Annotated in this window: 15 protein-coding genes; 13 read left to right on the plus strand and 2 right to left on the minus strand. The window is 38.2% G+C overall.

Annotation, left to right across the window (positions count from 1 at the left end; translation table 11 throughout):
• Window positions 1-327 precede the first annotated feature (327 nt).
• From rho to AC1Q8N_RS19445, 11 genes are all read left to right on the plus strand, one after another.
• Window positions 328-1599, plus strand: a complete 1272-nt coding sequence (gene rho / locus AC1Q8N_RS19395) for a transcription termination factor Rho (RefSeq protein ID WP_001053898.1) — start codon at window positions 328-330, stop codon at window positions 1597-1599.
• Window positions 1600-2287: 688 nt separating this feature from the next.
• Entirely contained in the window at window positions 2288-2533 is a 246-nt protein-coding gene (locus tag AC1Q8N_RS19400) for a type B 50S ribosomal protein L31 (RefSeq protein WP_000643447.1), read from the plus strand.
• Window positions 2534-2643: 110 nt separating this feature from the next.
• Window positions 2644-3228 (plus strand): thymidine kinase, encoded by a 585-nt coding sequence (locus AC1Q8N_RS19405; RefSeq protein ID WP_000281084.1) that lies wholly within the window; start codon window positions 2644-2646, stop codon window positions 3226-3228.
• A gap of 314 nt (window positions 3229-3542) precedes the next feature.
• Window positions 3543-4610, plus strand: coding sequence for a peptide chain release factor 1 (prfA, locus tag AC1Q8N_RS19410; RefSeq protein WP_002096180.1), 1068 nt, complete (start codon window positions 3543-3545; stop codon window positions 4608-4610).
• Window positions 4610-5461, plus strand: a complete 852-nt coding sequence (gene prmC, locus AC1Q8N_RS19415) for a peptide chain release factor N(5)-glutamine methyltransferase (protein ID WP_098577204.1) — start codon at window positions 4610-4612, stop codon at window positions 5459-5461. The genes prfA and prmC overlap by 1 nt, the downstream gene beginning before the upstream one ends.
• Before the next feature lie 112 nt (window positions 5462-5573).
• A complete protein-coding gene (spoIIR, locus tag AC1Q8N_RS19420) occupies window positions 5574-6437 on the plus strand; it encodes a stage II sporulation protein R (RefSeq protein WP_098079821.1) in 864 nt (287 codons plus the stop codon).
• A gap of 49 nt (window positions 6438-6486) precedes the next feature.
• On the plus strand, window positions 6487-6945 hold the full coding sequence (locus AC1Q8N_RS19425) for a GNAT family N-acetyltransferase (RefSeq protein ID WP_000758432.1): 459 nt from the start codon (window positions 6487-6489) through the stop codon (window positions 6943-6945).
• 108 nt (window positions 6946-7053) lie between these two features.
• Window positions 7054-8097 carry an L-threonylcarbamoyladenylate synthase gene (locus tag AC1Q8N_RS19430; protein ID WP_048560279.1) on the plus strand — a complete coding sequence of 348 codons (1044 nt, stop codon included), beginning with the start codon at window positions 7054-7056 and terminating at the stop codon, window positions 8095-8097.
• Between the two features lie 74 nt (window positions 8098-8171).
• Window positions 8172-8720 carry a manganese efflux pump MntP gene (locus AC1Q8N_RS19435; protein WP_048542694.1) on the plus strand — a complete coding sequence of 183 codons (549 nt, stop codon included), beginning with the start codon at window positions 8172-8174 and terminating at the stop codon, window positions 8718-8720.
• A 19-nt stretch (window positions 8721-8739) separates the two neighbouring features.
• Window positions 8740-8871, plus strand: a complete 132-nt coding sequence (locus AC1Q8N_RS19440) for a hypothetical protein (RefSeq protein WP_001037624.1) — start codon at window positions 8740-8742, stop codon at window positions 8869-8871.
• 81 nt (window positions 8872-8952) lie between these two features.
• Window positions 8953-9231: a DUF3935 domain-containing protein gene (locus tag AC1Q8N_RS19445; protein WP_048542692.1), complete on the plus strand. Its 279-nt coding sequence runs from the start codon at window positions 8953-8955 to the stop codon at window positions 9229-9231.
• A gap of 389 nt (window positions 9232-9620) precedes the next feature.
• Here the strand turns inward: AC1Q8N_RS19445 and AC1Q8N_RS19450 are convergent, their stop codons facing one another.
• On the minus strand, window positions 9621-10232 hold the full coding sequence (locus tag AC1Q8N_RS19450) for a flavin reductase family protein (protein WP_404519790.1): 612 nt from the start codon (window positions 10230-10232) through the stop codon (window positions 9621-9623).
• A gap of 159 nt (window positions 10233-10391) precedes the next feature.
• Entirely contained in the window at window positions 10392-10778 is a 387-nt protein-coding gene (locus AC1Q8N_RS19455; protein ID WP_087985979.1) for a DoxX family protein, read from the minus strand.
• Window positions 10779-11165: 387 nt separating this feature from the next.
• On the opposite strand from AC1Q8N_RS19455, the gene AC1Q8N_RS19460 reads away from it, so the two are divergent.
• Window positions 11166-11663, plus strand: coding sequence for a PTS sugar transporter subunit IIA (locus tag AC1Q8N_RS19460; RefSeq protein WP_000473649.1), 498 nt, complete (start codon window positions 11166-11168; stop codon window positions 11661-11663).
• A 247-nt stretch (window positions 11664-11910) separates the two neighbouring features.
• Window positions 11911-12351: a low molecular weight protein arginine phosphatase gene (locus AC1Q8N_RS19465; protein WP_048542685.1), complete on the plus strand. Its 441-nt coding sequence runs from the start codon at window positions 11911-11913 to the stop codon at window positions 12349-12351.
• Window positions 12352-12400: the final 49 nt, after the last annotated feature.

Here is a 12400-nt window from a genome sequence, read left to right on the forward strand (position 1 = left end):
TCGAGCGAGAGAGTGAAATGACCGGAGATTCTAGCCACTGGAACTGGATTAAATAAAAGTGGAAGCGGCTCGTTCAGAATCGCAGGGCATTGTAGCTCCTGACCATTCTAGCTACTGGAACTAGGTTAAATAAAAGCGAAGACAAATTTTCTTGTCTTCGCTTCTTGTATTTGTGTTTCAACGTATTGATTAAAACTAGATAAAAGGGTTACAATAGTGAATATTACCCTACTTGAACTTATTGCCTTTCATTATTAATTATTTGCCTTCCGTATTTTTTCCCTTTACCCATGTGAAAAGAGAATAACGTTAAAGTGTGGTGTCTGAATGAATTTGTCAATTGCAGCATTAGAAAACATGAAATTAAAAGAGTTATACGAGCTTGCGAAAGAATTTAAGATTTCGTATTATAGCAAATTAACGAAAAAAGAGTTAATCTTCGCTATCCTAAAAGCTCGAGCAGAAAAAGAAGGTTTCTTCTTCATGGAAGGCGTATTAGAAATTATTCAATCAGAAGGATTTGGATTCCTACGTCCTATCAACTATTCTCCAAGCTCAGAAGATATTTATATCTCAGCTTCGCAAATTCGTCGTTTCGATTTACGTAATGGAGACAAGGTTTCTGGTAAAGTACGACCTCCGAAAGAAAATGAACGCTATTTTGGATTATTACAAGTTGAAGCTGTAAACGGAGATGATCCAGAGTCAGCAAAAGAGCGTGTGCATTTCCCTGCATTAACACCATTATACCCAGATCGCCAAATGAAATTGGAAACGGAACCGAAAAAGTTACCGACACGCATCATGGATTTAATCGCACCAGTTGGATTTGGACAACGTGGTTTAATTGTCGCGCCTCCAAAGGCTGGTAAAACAAGTCTATTAAAAGAAATCGCACACAGTGTTACAACAAATCACCCGGAAGCTGAATTAATTGTACTTTTAATTGATGAGCGTCCAGAGGAAGTAACAGACATTGAACGTTCTGTTAAAGGAGATGTTGTAAGCTCTACTTTTGATGAAGTGCCAGAAAATCATATTAAAGTAGCGGAACTTGTGTTAGAACGTGCAATGCGTCTTGTAGAGCACAAAAAAGATGTTATCATTTTAATGGATAGTATTACCCGTTTAGCGCGAGCTTACAACCTTGTTATTCCGCCAAGTGGTAGAACATTATCGGGTGGTATCGACCCAGCTGCCTTCCATAGACCGAAGCGTTTCTTTGGAGCTGCACGTAATATTGAAGAAGGCGGTAGCTTAACGATTTTAGCAACAGCGCTTGTTGATACAGGATCTCGTATGGACGATGTAATTTACGAAGAATTTAAAGGAACTGGAAATATGGAACTTCACTTAGATCGTTCATTAGCTGAGCGTCGTATCTTCCCGGCAATTGATATTCGCCGTTCTGGTACACGTAAAGAAGATCTATTAATTCCGAAAGAACATTTAGACAAGCTATGGGGTATTCGTAAAACAATGCGTGATACACCAGACTTTGTCGAAGGTTTCTTACGTAAACTTCGTCAAACAAAGACAAATGAAGAATTTTTACAAAACATTGTTGCAGACTCAAAAAGATATGTAACAACTAAGTAAAGGGAAAAGATTGGGACTCGCTTATTTTGTGGTAAGCGAGTTTTTTATGTTTTTTTAAGGGAATATTAGAGAGAGTAATATATGGGAAAAATTTTATTTTTTGAGATGAAAATTATATTTGGGTCGAGAGTTTGAAGTGTCCCGGATTCTGAACGAGCTGCTTGCGCTTTTAATTATATCCAGCTTCAGCGGCTAGAATGGTCGGTGGCTTCGCGTCTTCCTACGAGGTAAAAAGCGCCTCTACGTCAGAAGCTCCATCCCCCTCCTATTCTGAACGAGCTGCTTGCGCTTTTAATTATATCCAGCTCCAGCGGCTAGAATCTCCGGCCATTTCGCTCTCTCGGTCGAAGCAAAAAGCGCTTCTTGGTCGAGAGCTCCAATGTCCTGCGATTCTGAACGAGCCGCTTGCGCTTTTAATTATATCCAGCTCCAGCGGCTAGAATCTCCGGCCATTTCGCTCTCTCGGTCGAAGCAAAAAGCGCTTCTTGGTCGAGAGCTCCAATGTCCTGCGATTCTGAACGAGCCGCTTGCGCTTTTAAATTTTAAAAAGACAAAAACAGGTAGTTGCAAAATGGAGTTAGCCTTGTTATAATTTCATCATATGTGTTTCATCAATATAGTTGTGTAAGCAGCTGAAGATGAAAAACTCTGTTTCGAAAATGATTCAGGGCGGAAGGAGATGAAAAGAATGAAAGCAGGAATCCATCCAAATTACAATAAAGTTGTATTTATGGACACGAACACAGGCTTCAAATTCTTAAGCGGGTCTACTAAAGGCTCTAGCGAAACTGTTGAGTGGGAAGATGGTAACACTTATCCATTACTAAAAATTGAGATCAGTTCTGATTCTCACCCATTCTACACTGGACGTCAGAAGTTTGCTACTGCAGACGGACGTGTTGACCGCTTCAATAAGAAATACGGTATCAAGTAATAAAGAACATAAAACAGGCAAGTGTATGTATTCGCTTGTCTGTTTTTTTTGCAAAAATATTAAACCTTTACCCTACTTTGGATTAGGAAAGTAGATGAAAGGAGAGCTCAATGTACTTAATGAATCAAAATGGTTGGATTGAAGTGATTTGCGGGAGTATGTTTTCTGGAAAATCAGAAGAGCTCATCCGCCGTATACGCCGTACGCAATTTGCGAAACAACATGCGATTGTATTTAAACCATGTATTGATAATCGTTATAGTGAAGAAGATGTTGTATCACATAATGGATTAAAGGTTAAAGCAGTTCCTGTTTCAGCTTCAAAAGATATATTTAACCATGTAGCAGAAGAAATGGATGTTATTGCAATCGATGAGGTACAATTTTTTGATGGGGACATTGTGGAAGTGGTGCAAGTATTGGCAAATCGTGGCTATCGTGTCATTGTAGCTGGATTAGACCAAGATTTCCGTGGTCTACCATTTGGACAAGTTCCTCAGCTGATGGCGATTGCTGAACATGTAACTAAGTTGCAGGCAGTGTGTTCTGCATGCGGATCTCCTGCAAGTCGTACGCAACGTTTAATCGATGGAGAACCAGCGGCATTTGATGATCCAATTATTTTAGTTGGGGCTTCAGAATCGTATGAACCACGTTGTCGTCATTGTCATGCAGTACCTACAAAACAAAGATAAATGAAACTCGCTATGTAGAGCGGGTTTTTTTCGAAAATAGATGAAGATTGGTGGCCGGCTCTTCGTACAGCTAAGAACTTTAGCAGTCAGAGCTGAGCAAGCCGCTTACGCTTTTAAATATTATCTAGCTCCAGCGGCTAGAATCTCCAGCCATTTCACTCTCTCGCTCGAAGCAAAGAGCGCTTCAAGGTCGAGAGTTCCAAATAGCCTGCGATTCTGAGCGAGCCGCTTACGCTTTTAAATATAATTTGCGTTTTTTTGATTAAGTACCATATACTATTTGTATTAGATACTAGGATGTAGAGGTGAATGGTGTGTTAGATCGTTTGCAGGCTGTAGAAGATCGTTATGAGAAGTTAAATGAATTGTTAAGTGATCCAGAGGTTATTAGCGATACGAATAAGCTTCGTGAGTATTCAAAGGAACAATCTGATATGCAGGAAACGGTAGAGGTGTACCGTGAGTATAAAGATGTTCGTGAGCAATTAAGAGATGCAAAAGCAATGTTAGAAGATAAGTTAGACGCTGATATGCGTGACATGGTAAAAGAAGAGGTTTCTGAATTAGAAGGGCAAGATAAAGAATTGTCAGAGCGTCTGAAAATTTTACTTGTTCCAAAAGACCCTAATGATGATAAAAACGTTATTGTTGAGGTTCGTGGTGCTGCTGGTGGTGACGAGGCCGCTTTATTTGCTGGTGATTTATATCGTATGTATAGCCGTTATGCTGAGGTACAAGGTTGGAAAACTGAAATTATCGAAGCGAGCTATACAGAGTTAGGTGGATATAAAGAGATTATCTTTATGATTAACGGTAAAGGTGCGTTTGCGAAGCTGAAATTCGAGAATGGTGCTCACCGTGTACAACGTGTTCCTGAAACGGAATCTGGTGGACGTATTCATACATCTACAGCAACTGTAGCTGTATTACCAGAGGCAGAAGAAGTAGAAATTAGTATTCATGAAAAAGATGTTCGTGTTGATACGTTTGCTTCTAGTGGTCCTGGTGGACAAAGTGTTAATACAACGATGTCAGCGGTACGTTTAACGCATTTACCGACTGGTGTAGTTGTATCGTGTCAGGATGAGAAATCACAAATCAAGAATAAAGAAAAAGCGATGAAAGTATTACGCGCACGTGTTTATGATAAGTTTAGACAAGAAGCGCAAGCTGAGTATGATCAAAACCGTAAACAAGCTGTTGGTACGGGTGATCGTTCAGAGCGTATTCGTACGTATAATTTCCCGCAAAACCGCGTTACAGACCATCGAATCGGTTTAACGATTCAAAAGCTAGATCAAATCTTACAAGGTAAGTTAGATGATTTCATCAATGCCTTAGTGATGGAAGATCAGGCTCAAAAGATGGAGGCAGCTGAGTAATGCGTGTCTATGAAGCCCTGAAATGGGCTTCTTCTTTTTTACAGGAAAATGGACGAGATGAAAATGCGGGAGAACTTGTCCTTTGTCATGTATTAAAGACGAACAGAACCGGAATGCTCATGAATATGCGTGAAGAAATAACTGTGGAACAAGAAACAAGTTTTACGGAGTTTATTCACAAACATGTAGAAGGTATTCCTATTCAATATATGATTGGTTATGAAATGTTTTATGGACGGTCGTTCTTTGTGAATGAAGAAGTATTAATACCCAGACCGGAAACAGAAGAGCTTATAGTGGGAGTGTTAGAAAGAATCGAGCGTCATTTTGGCGATGAGAAACTACATGTGGCGGACATTGGTACAGGTAGTGGAGCGATTTCTATTACGCTTGCTTTAGAAAATAAAAATCTTCATGTGTATACGGTAGATATTGCACAAGAGTCGATTGAAGTTGCAAAAGAAAATGCAAAAACTTTAGGCGCAGAAGTAACGTTCTATCATGGTGATTTATTGTCACCATTTTATAAAACAGGTCAAAAGTTAGATGTTGTTGTTTCAAACCCTCCATATATACCGGAAGAGGATTGGCGTGGCCTTTCTCCTGTGGTGAAAGAGCATGAGCCAAAGAGAGCACTTGTTGGCGGTGAAGACGGATTAGATTTCTATCGCCGTTTTATGGAAGAGTTGCCGAATGTGTTGCAGAAGAAAGCAATTGTGGCATTTGAAATTGGAGTAGGGCAAGGCGAGGATGTAAAAGGGTTGTTACAAAAAGCTTTTCCACATGCTCATGTTGAGGTTGTTTTTGATATTAATGGAAAAGATCGTATGGTATTTGCAGAGATGGAGTAAGGTTCACACCTTACTCTATTTTTTTGTGGAAAAATTTATATAGATTTTGAATTTAATAGTTTAGAAAGATGAAAGTCTGTCCACACTGTTTGTAGAAGGGACGGTGGAGGAAATGAAAAAACAAGTTATTGCTTATCTTCTTCTATTATTAATTGGTGCACAGTTGCTTGTGCAGTTTGGATATATGAAAGCTGATGCGAAAGGGCCTTCAGTTATTCCGAAAGAGGCCGTTCGATTACGGATTTTAGCAAATAGTGATTCAGATAAAGATCAGGCTTTAAAGCGCAAAGTGCGTGATGAAGTAAAAGCACAAATTGATGGATGGGTAGCAGATTTAACTTCATTTGAAGAGGCACGTAAAGTCATTCAAAGTCATATTCCAGAAATCGAAAAAACAGTGGCAAATACGTTGAAAAAAGAAGGAAGTAAAGATTCATTTCAAGTGAAATTTAGTAAGAATGTAAAGTTCCCTACAAAGGTATATGGTAATTTTATTTATCCAGCAGGGGAATATGAGGCGGTATTAATTACGATTGGGGAAGGGGAAGGGGCAAACTGGTGGTGTGTATTATTTCCACCGATGTGTTTCTTAGATTTTTCAAGTGGTACAGCTGTAAGGAAAGAAGAACATGTTGTGAAGGCTGAATCTCCTGAAGAGGGGGAAGTTAAGGAGCAAGATGAGGAAGTAGTGGATGTATCAGAGAAGAAAGAGGATAAGGTGAAAGAAAAGAAAGCTGTAAAGCAGGAAGTTGCAAAAAAAGTAACAGCTTCTGAAAAGAAAGTAGTAAAAAATGAAACGAAAGTAGAAGAACAACCTGTAAGTAAAGAAGAAACAAAAACTGTTGAAAAAGTGGAGAAACCTGTGGAACAAAAGCAAGAAAAACAAAATGAGTATGTAAAAGTAGAGGAGGAAGAAGAAAAGCCAGAAGTTAAGTTATTTATTGTAGAAGCTTTTACATCATTATTCTCTAAATAGTACTATTAGTAGGTCCCTTCTCATATATAACAAAGAGGAGGGATTTACTATGAAGAAAGTATATTTTGCTACGAAAGCAGATGTGGAAAGATTGCATTCTTTTTTCGGACAAGCTAATAAAAAAGATGATAAAATAAATGAGTTGTACGCGCAATTTATGATTTTGGAAGAGGCGGAAGAAATACGGGCTGTCATCGGATATGAACAAAGTGAAGAACACGCACTGATTCGTTCTTGTTTATTCACACCTAATGTGGATAAACAGACTTTCTTATATTTTTTTGAAATGTTTTTGCAGTATATGAACGAAAAAAATATTCGACAATTGTACTTACTAACAAATCATCCACAATCTATAACAATCTTTCAGTTTTTTGACTTTGTTACTATAGAGAAAGAAAACGTACCAGAGGGAATTCGACAGTTAGAACACTTTTGTAAAAATATAAAAGAGCCAAATGCAATAATACTAAATTGTCAGCTATTCACAAAGTTATCCACGGATTAATTAGGTTTATCCACATTTTGTGGATAAACCTTGTTTGTCTTTTGGATAAATCTCATAGTAAACTAAAAATAGACAAGTATTTCAGGGTAGAAAAGGACGTGGGAAAAAATGCATACAAATATGTGGGTTGTGGATAATGTTGTGGAAAGAAAAAAATATTATCCACAGTTACAAGAAGCTGCAAAATTATTAAGGGAAAACGAGGCGATTGCCTTCCCTACAGAAACGGTATATGGACTAGGTGCAAACGCGATGAATGATGAAGCAATCGCGAAAATTTTTGAAGCGAAAGGAAGACCGAGTGATAATCCACTTATTGTCCACATCGGTACAAAATCACAGTTAGATGGGATTGTGAAAGAAATCCCGCCAGTTGCAGAGAAGTTAATGGAGCATTTTTGGCCAGGCCCGTTAACAATTATTTTACCTAGAAAAGAAGGGATTTCAGAGAAGGTGACGGCAGGACTTAATACGGTTGGAGTAAGAATGCCTGATCATCCAGTAGCGCTTGCTCTTATTGAAGAGGCAAATGTGCCTGTTGCAGCACCGAGTGCGAATCGCTCTGGGCGCCCAAGTCCGACACTAGCTTCTCACGTATATGAAGATTTAAATGAGAAAATTGCAGGTATTGTAGATGGTGGTGCGACGGGAGTAGGTGTTGAATCGACTGTAATTGATTGTACGAGCGAGGTTCCAACGATATTACGCCCAGGTGGGATTACGAAAGAACAATTAGAAGCGGTAATCGGTACGGTTTCTTTAGATCCGGCTTTAAAGGACGAGAAGGAAAAACCGAAATCACCTGGAATGAAATATACACATTATGCACCGAAAGCGCCGCTTAGTATTGTTGAGGGCTCACGTGAATTTATTCAGCTTATTGTGGATAAGAAAAAGGAAGAAGGATTTAAAGTAGGTGTATTAACGACGGAAGAATATCAGCATGTATATAGCGCGGATGTTGTATTATCTTGTGGTGTTCGAAGCGATTTAGCTAGCGTTGCGACTAAATTATATGATGTACTTAGAACGTTTGATGCAAGTGAAGTGGATGTTATTTTTAGTGAATCATTCCCGAATGAAGGAATAGGGAATGCCATTATGAATCGCTTAACGAAAGCGGCAGGCCATCAGGTTATTACTGAATCGTAAGGTACGATTAGCAAACCGAATATTTCTCCTCGGATAAGCATATTTTGAAGTAGCACGTCCGAGGAGGGACATGAATGACGTTTGAACAGCTAATACCTTTAATAATTATGGCATTCGCTTTAGGAATGGATGCGTTCTCGGTGAGTCTTGGTATGGGGATGATGACCTTAAAGTTAAGACAAATCCTGTATATCGGTATGACTATAGGGATATTTCATATTATCATGCCATTTATAGGGATGGTATTAGGTCGTTTTTTATCAGAACAGTATGGAGACATTGCACATTTTGCAGGTGCTATTTTATTAATTGGACTAGGATTCTATATTGTGTATTCATCTATTTTGGAGAATGAAGAGACTAGAACGGCCCCTATTGGAATTAGTTTATTCGTATTTGCATTTGGCGTTAGTATAGATAGTTTTTCAGTAGGCCTTAGTCTTGGTATTTACGGGGCGCAGACAATTATTACGATATTACTTTTTGGATTTGTTAGTATGTTATTAGCGTGGATTGGTTTATTAATTGGTAGACATGCAAAAGATATGCTCGGCACATATGGCGAGATAGTAGGTGGTATCATTCTCGTTGGATTTGGATTATATCTCCTTTTTCCTATATAATTTTAAATAGGAGGGGGTTATGAATAAATTATTGGAATGGTATATTCGATTTTTAACTTTTTTCCCTAGGTGGTTAAGACGGCTTGTTATTTGGGGTATTATTTTGCAAATTTCAATTTTAGGTTGGATGAAGTTAATTCGCGAATGGTAAGATAGCTCCTTTCTGTGCATAGTTTTATTTATACTATACTGATTGCGCTAAAAAATTATAGATATAGAAAGGATGAGATGAATGACGAGATTGAAGCAAGTTTTTGGTATTATTATTAGTTTTTTTGTTTTTTGGTTTAGTATGCTCGGTGTACAAATGTTTGCTGAGTTTTTAGATATTGAGTCATTGAAGTTTGTTGCGGGAAAAACGGAGGCAGCGCGTGCCTTTTATTCTCCGTATCCGTTTATAATCGTTTTTCTTATTACATTGCTTTCCCTATATTTCTTAGTAATTAAGCTTGGGAAACCGAAAAAAGAGAAAGTATCTACTTTAGAGGAAAAAAAGGAAGAATTACAATGATAAAATCCCTTGCTAAATAGCAGGGGATTTTATGTTTGAGTGATGGAAGTAATTGAGTTACATTCGCTCTCTCGCTCGAAGCAAAAAGCGCTTCAAGATCGAGAGCTCCAATGCCCTGCGATTCTGAACGAGCCGCCTCTGCCTTTAGATATATCCAGTTCCAGCGGCCAGCTCTTCGCATCTAAGAACCTCCCGCACGAAAGGTAAAAAGCACCTTTTGTGCGAGAGAACCTTAGCCGGTCAGAGCTAAGCGGGCCACTTCCACTTTTAGATATATCCAGCTCCAGCGGCTAGAATCTTCGGTCATTTCGCTCTCTCGCTCGAAGCAAAAAGCGCTTCAAGATCGAGAGCTCCAATGCCCTGCGATTCTGAACGAGCCGCCTCTGCCTTTAAATAGGCCTTACCAATTCAAATTGTTCTCCTAGTTTTGCGTAGTTGTGTCCTGCTAGACGGCTTACTGGTTTTAGTACTTCTGCATGAATGCGGCCGTTTTCGTATAGGTGTTCTGCGACGTGGAAACGAACGACGCGTCCGATTAGTAGATCGCAAGCTGGTGAGTCTTCTGTTCCGCCAAGAGGGATAGCGCGTTCTAGTACGCATTCCATTCGAATATTAGCTTCTTTCACACCTGGAACGGAGATGACATCACTTTCAATTGGTGTTAGTTTTGCTAGTTCAATTTCACTTTCATTTGGCGGGAGGTTAGCCGCTGTTTCGTTAATTGCTTCTACGTAAGATTCATCAGAGATATGTACGACAAATTCACCTTTTTCAATTGCGTTTCGGGAAGTGTCCTTTCTTTCTCCGGCTTTTCGTTGTACAGAAACTGAGATAAGTGGTGGATTAGCAGCGACAATATTGAAATAGCTATACGGTGCTCCGTTTAATACGCCGTCTTTTGTTACAGAAGTAACGAATGCGACAGGGCGTGGAATGATACTTCCCGTTAATAATTTGTAATTCTCTTTTTCCGTTTGTTCATTTGGATTAATGGATAACATGCGTAAAATCCCCTTTCTAAATATGACGACTTATTGTTTGTTTACAAGATGTTAGTGGAAAACTCCTGCTGAAAATAATATTTTTATTACATAAAAAGAACTTACTTCATTGTGATTGAAGTAAGTTCCGTCTAAATAATCTCGAATTCAAGATAAAAATTATAATAAAACGTATGCCCCAGGTCCGATTAAAGCTACTCCGACAGCAACAGCGATTAACATTAAATTGTATTCATATCCGTTTTGTGTTACCCAGTAACCATTTTTTCCGTGAACAGTGAAGATTGCCATTAACATTGTTCCAACGATAAATAATGAACCAATTGCAGTGAAAATACCTGATGCGAATAAGAAGCCACCTAATAATTCAGTTGCGCCAGCCATAAATGCCATGAATACACCAGGACGTAAACCGATTGACTCCATCCAGCCGCCTGTTCCTTTTAAACCGTAACCGCCGAACCAACCAAATAATTTTTGAGCACCATGACCCATGAATGTAATACCTATAATAAGACGAATAATAAGAAGACCGATATCCATCATTTCAAAAAACCTCCTAAAAGTTATTAACTTACCTTATGTAAGTAATAATAAAATAGTTACTTACTTTAGTCAAGTGGATTTCGAAAAAAGTTTGAAAAAAATTTTACAAATTAACAACAAAAAACAAAATGTAGTAAAGACCTCTAGACAAGTTGGGTAAAAAAAGAGAAAATATAAGTAGAAGTTAACTTCTTATTGTTATTCAGACAATCAGAATTGACTGGAATTTTGCAAAGAGCTACAATAAGAGTCTATTAGTAATGACGTAATTTATTTCGAAAGCGTTTTTACAGTATAATATTCGAAGTATGAAGTCTTACATGTATCCCGAGTTTTACTAGGGATTGCCCTATAAACTTTTAGGTAAATTATGAGGAGGACTATCCTATGTTTAAAAAATTATTCGGTTTTGGTTCAAAAACAAATGAAGAAACAATCGTAGCTCCATTAACTGGAGCAGTGAAAAATATTGAAGAAGTACCAGACCCAGTATTCGCTGGTCGTATGATGGGTGAAGGTGTTGCAATCGATCCTACTGAAGGTGTAGTTGTATCTCCAGTTGATGGTGAAATCGTACAATTATTCCACACAAAACATGCTGTAGGAATTAAAGCGAAAAACGGTACAGAAATTTTAATCCACGTTGGATTAGAAACTGTAAAAATGGAAGGCGAAGGTTTCGAAGCTCACGTTTCTGAAGGCCAAGCTGTAAAAGCTGGAGATAAATTAATCTCATTCGACTTAGAATTAATCCGTGAAAAAGCGAAAAGTACAATTACTCCAATCGTTATTACAAACACAGATGCAGCTGAGTCTATTAAAACAACTGTAGGGGTAACAGCTACAAAAGGTTCAACAGAAGTAATGAAAGTTACAATGAAATAATTATTGTATAAGAGGAATCCGTTTCATATGAAATGGATTCCTTCTTTTGTTTTGTAGTACGCTTGCTATGTATGTTAAAATACTCTAGGCACTTGGAAATAGGGTTTCACATATATGTGGATAAGGCGCATTTTTCTTAGAAAAAATATAAGAGAAATGCGCCTTTCGTATATTCACATTTCTTTTGTTCTATTCTTATGTACGTTATGATGAAAGATAGGAAAAAGAAGAAAAGGGGTGGGTTTGGATGGAACGAGTGTTATTTATTTGCACTGGAAATACATGCCGTAGCCCGATGGCTGAGGCGTTACTTCGTCATCATGGAGAAGGGAAGTTTGAAGTGCAATCTGCTGGTGTTTTCGCCTATCCTGGAAGTGATGCGTCGATATATGCAAAGGAAGCTTTAGCTGAAAAGGGAATTACAATCGATCATGCTTCGCAACAGATAAATGAAGCTTTGATTGATTGGGCAGATATTGTAGTAACAATGACGGAAAACCATAAGCAAATTGTACTTGGGCATTATCCGAGTGTTGAAAAGAAAGTGGATACATTATATGGAGTAACTGAGGGGATAAGTAAGGATATTTCAGATCCATTTGGCGGTTCGCTTTCTATTTATAAAGAAACGTTAGAAGAGATGGAAAAACTTGTACAAACTTTACTGAAAAAACATTCAGAAGGTTGATGTTTCGTGTATAATACGATATTGGAGATTACTTCGTTCCGTTAAGGTA

It is taken from the genome of Bacillus sp. GW823-FHT06B01, assembly GCF_058952315.1.

Bases quoted from the DNA above. Each gene is read 5' to 3' on its own strand.
- AC1Q8N_RS19425 (WP_000758432.1), top strand. From the start codon at position 6,487: ATGAAGAAAGTATATTTTGCTACGAAAGCAGATGTGGAAAGATTGCAT.
- spoIIR (WP_098079821.1), top strand. From the start codon at position 5,574: ATGAAAAAACAAGTTATTGCTTATCTTCTTCTATTATTAATTGGTGCA.
- AC1Q8N_RS19455 (WP_087985979.1), bottom strand. From the start codon at position 10,778: ATGATGGATATCGGTCTTCTTATTATTCGTCTTATTATAGGTATTACA.
- AC1Q8N_RS19445 (WP_048542692.1), top strand. From the start codon at position 8,953: ATGACGAGATTGAAGCAAGTTTTTGGTATTATTATTAGTTTTTTTGTT.
- AC1Q8N_RS19430 (WP_048560279.1), top strand. From the start codon at position 7,054: ATGCATACAAATATGTGGGTTGTGGATAATGTTGTGGAAAGAAAAAAA.
- AC1Q8N_RS19460 (WP_000473649.1), top strand. From the start codon at position 11,166: ATGTTTAAAAAATTATTCGGTTTTGGTTCAAAAACAAATGAAGAAACA.
- AC1Q8N_RS19400 (WP_000643447.1), top strand. From the start codon at position 2,288: ATGAAAGCAGGAATCCATCCAAATTACAATAAAGTTGTATTTATGGAC.
- prmC (WP_098577204.1), top strand. From the start codon at position 4,610: ATGCGTGTCTATGAAGCCCTGAAATGGGCTTCTTCTTTTTTACAGGAA.
- AC1Q8N_RS19450 (WP_404519790.1), bottom strand. From the start codon at position 10,232: ATGTTATCCATTAATCCAAATGAACAAACGGAAAAAGAGAATTACAAA.
- AC1Q8N_RS19440 (WP_001037624.1), top strand. From the start codon at position 8,740: ATGAATAAATTATTGGAATGGTATATTCGATTTTTAACTTTTTTCCCT.
- rho (WP_001053898.1), top strand. From the start codon at position 328: ATGAATTTGTCAATTGCAGCATTAGAAAACATGAAATTAAAAGAGTTA.
- AC1Q8N_RS19465 (WP_048542685.1), top strand. From the start codon at position 11,911: ATGGAACGAGTGTTATTTATTTGCACTGGAAATACATGCCGTAGCCCG.
- AC1Q8N_RS19435 (WP_048542694.1), top strand. From the start codon at position 8,172: ATGACGTTTGAACAGCTAATACCTTTAATAATTATGGCATTCGCTTTA.
- AC1Q8N_RS19405 (WP_000281084.1), top strand. From the start codon at position 2,644: ATGTACTTAATGAATCAAAATGGTTGGATTGAAGTGATTTGCGGGAGT.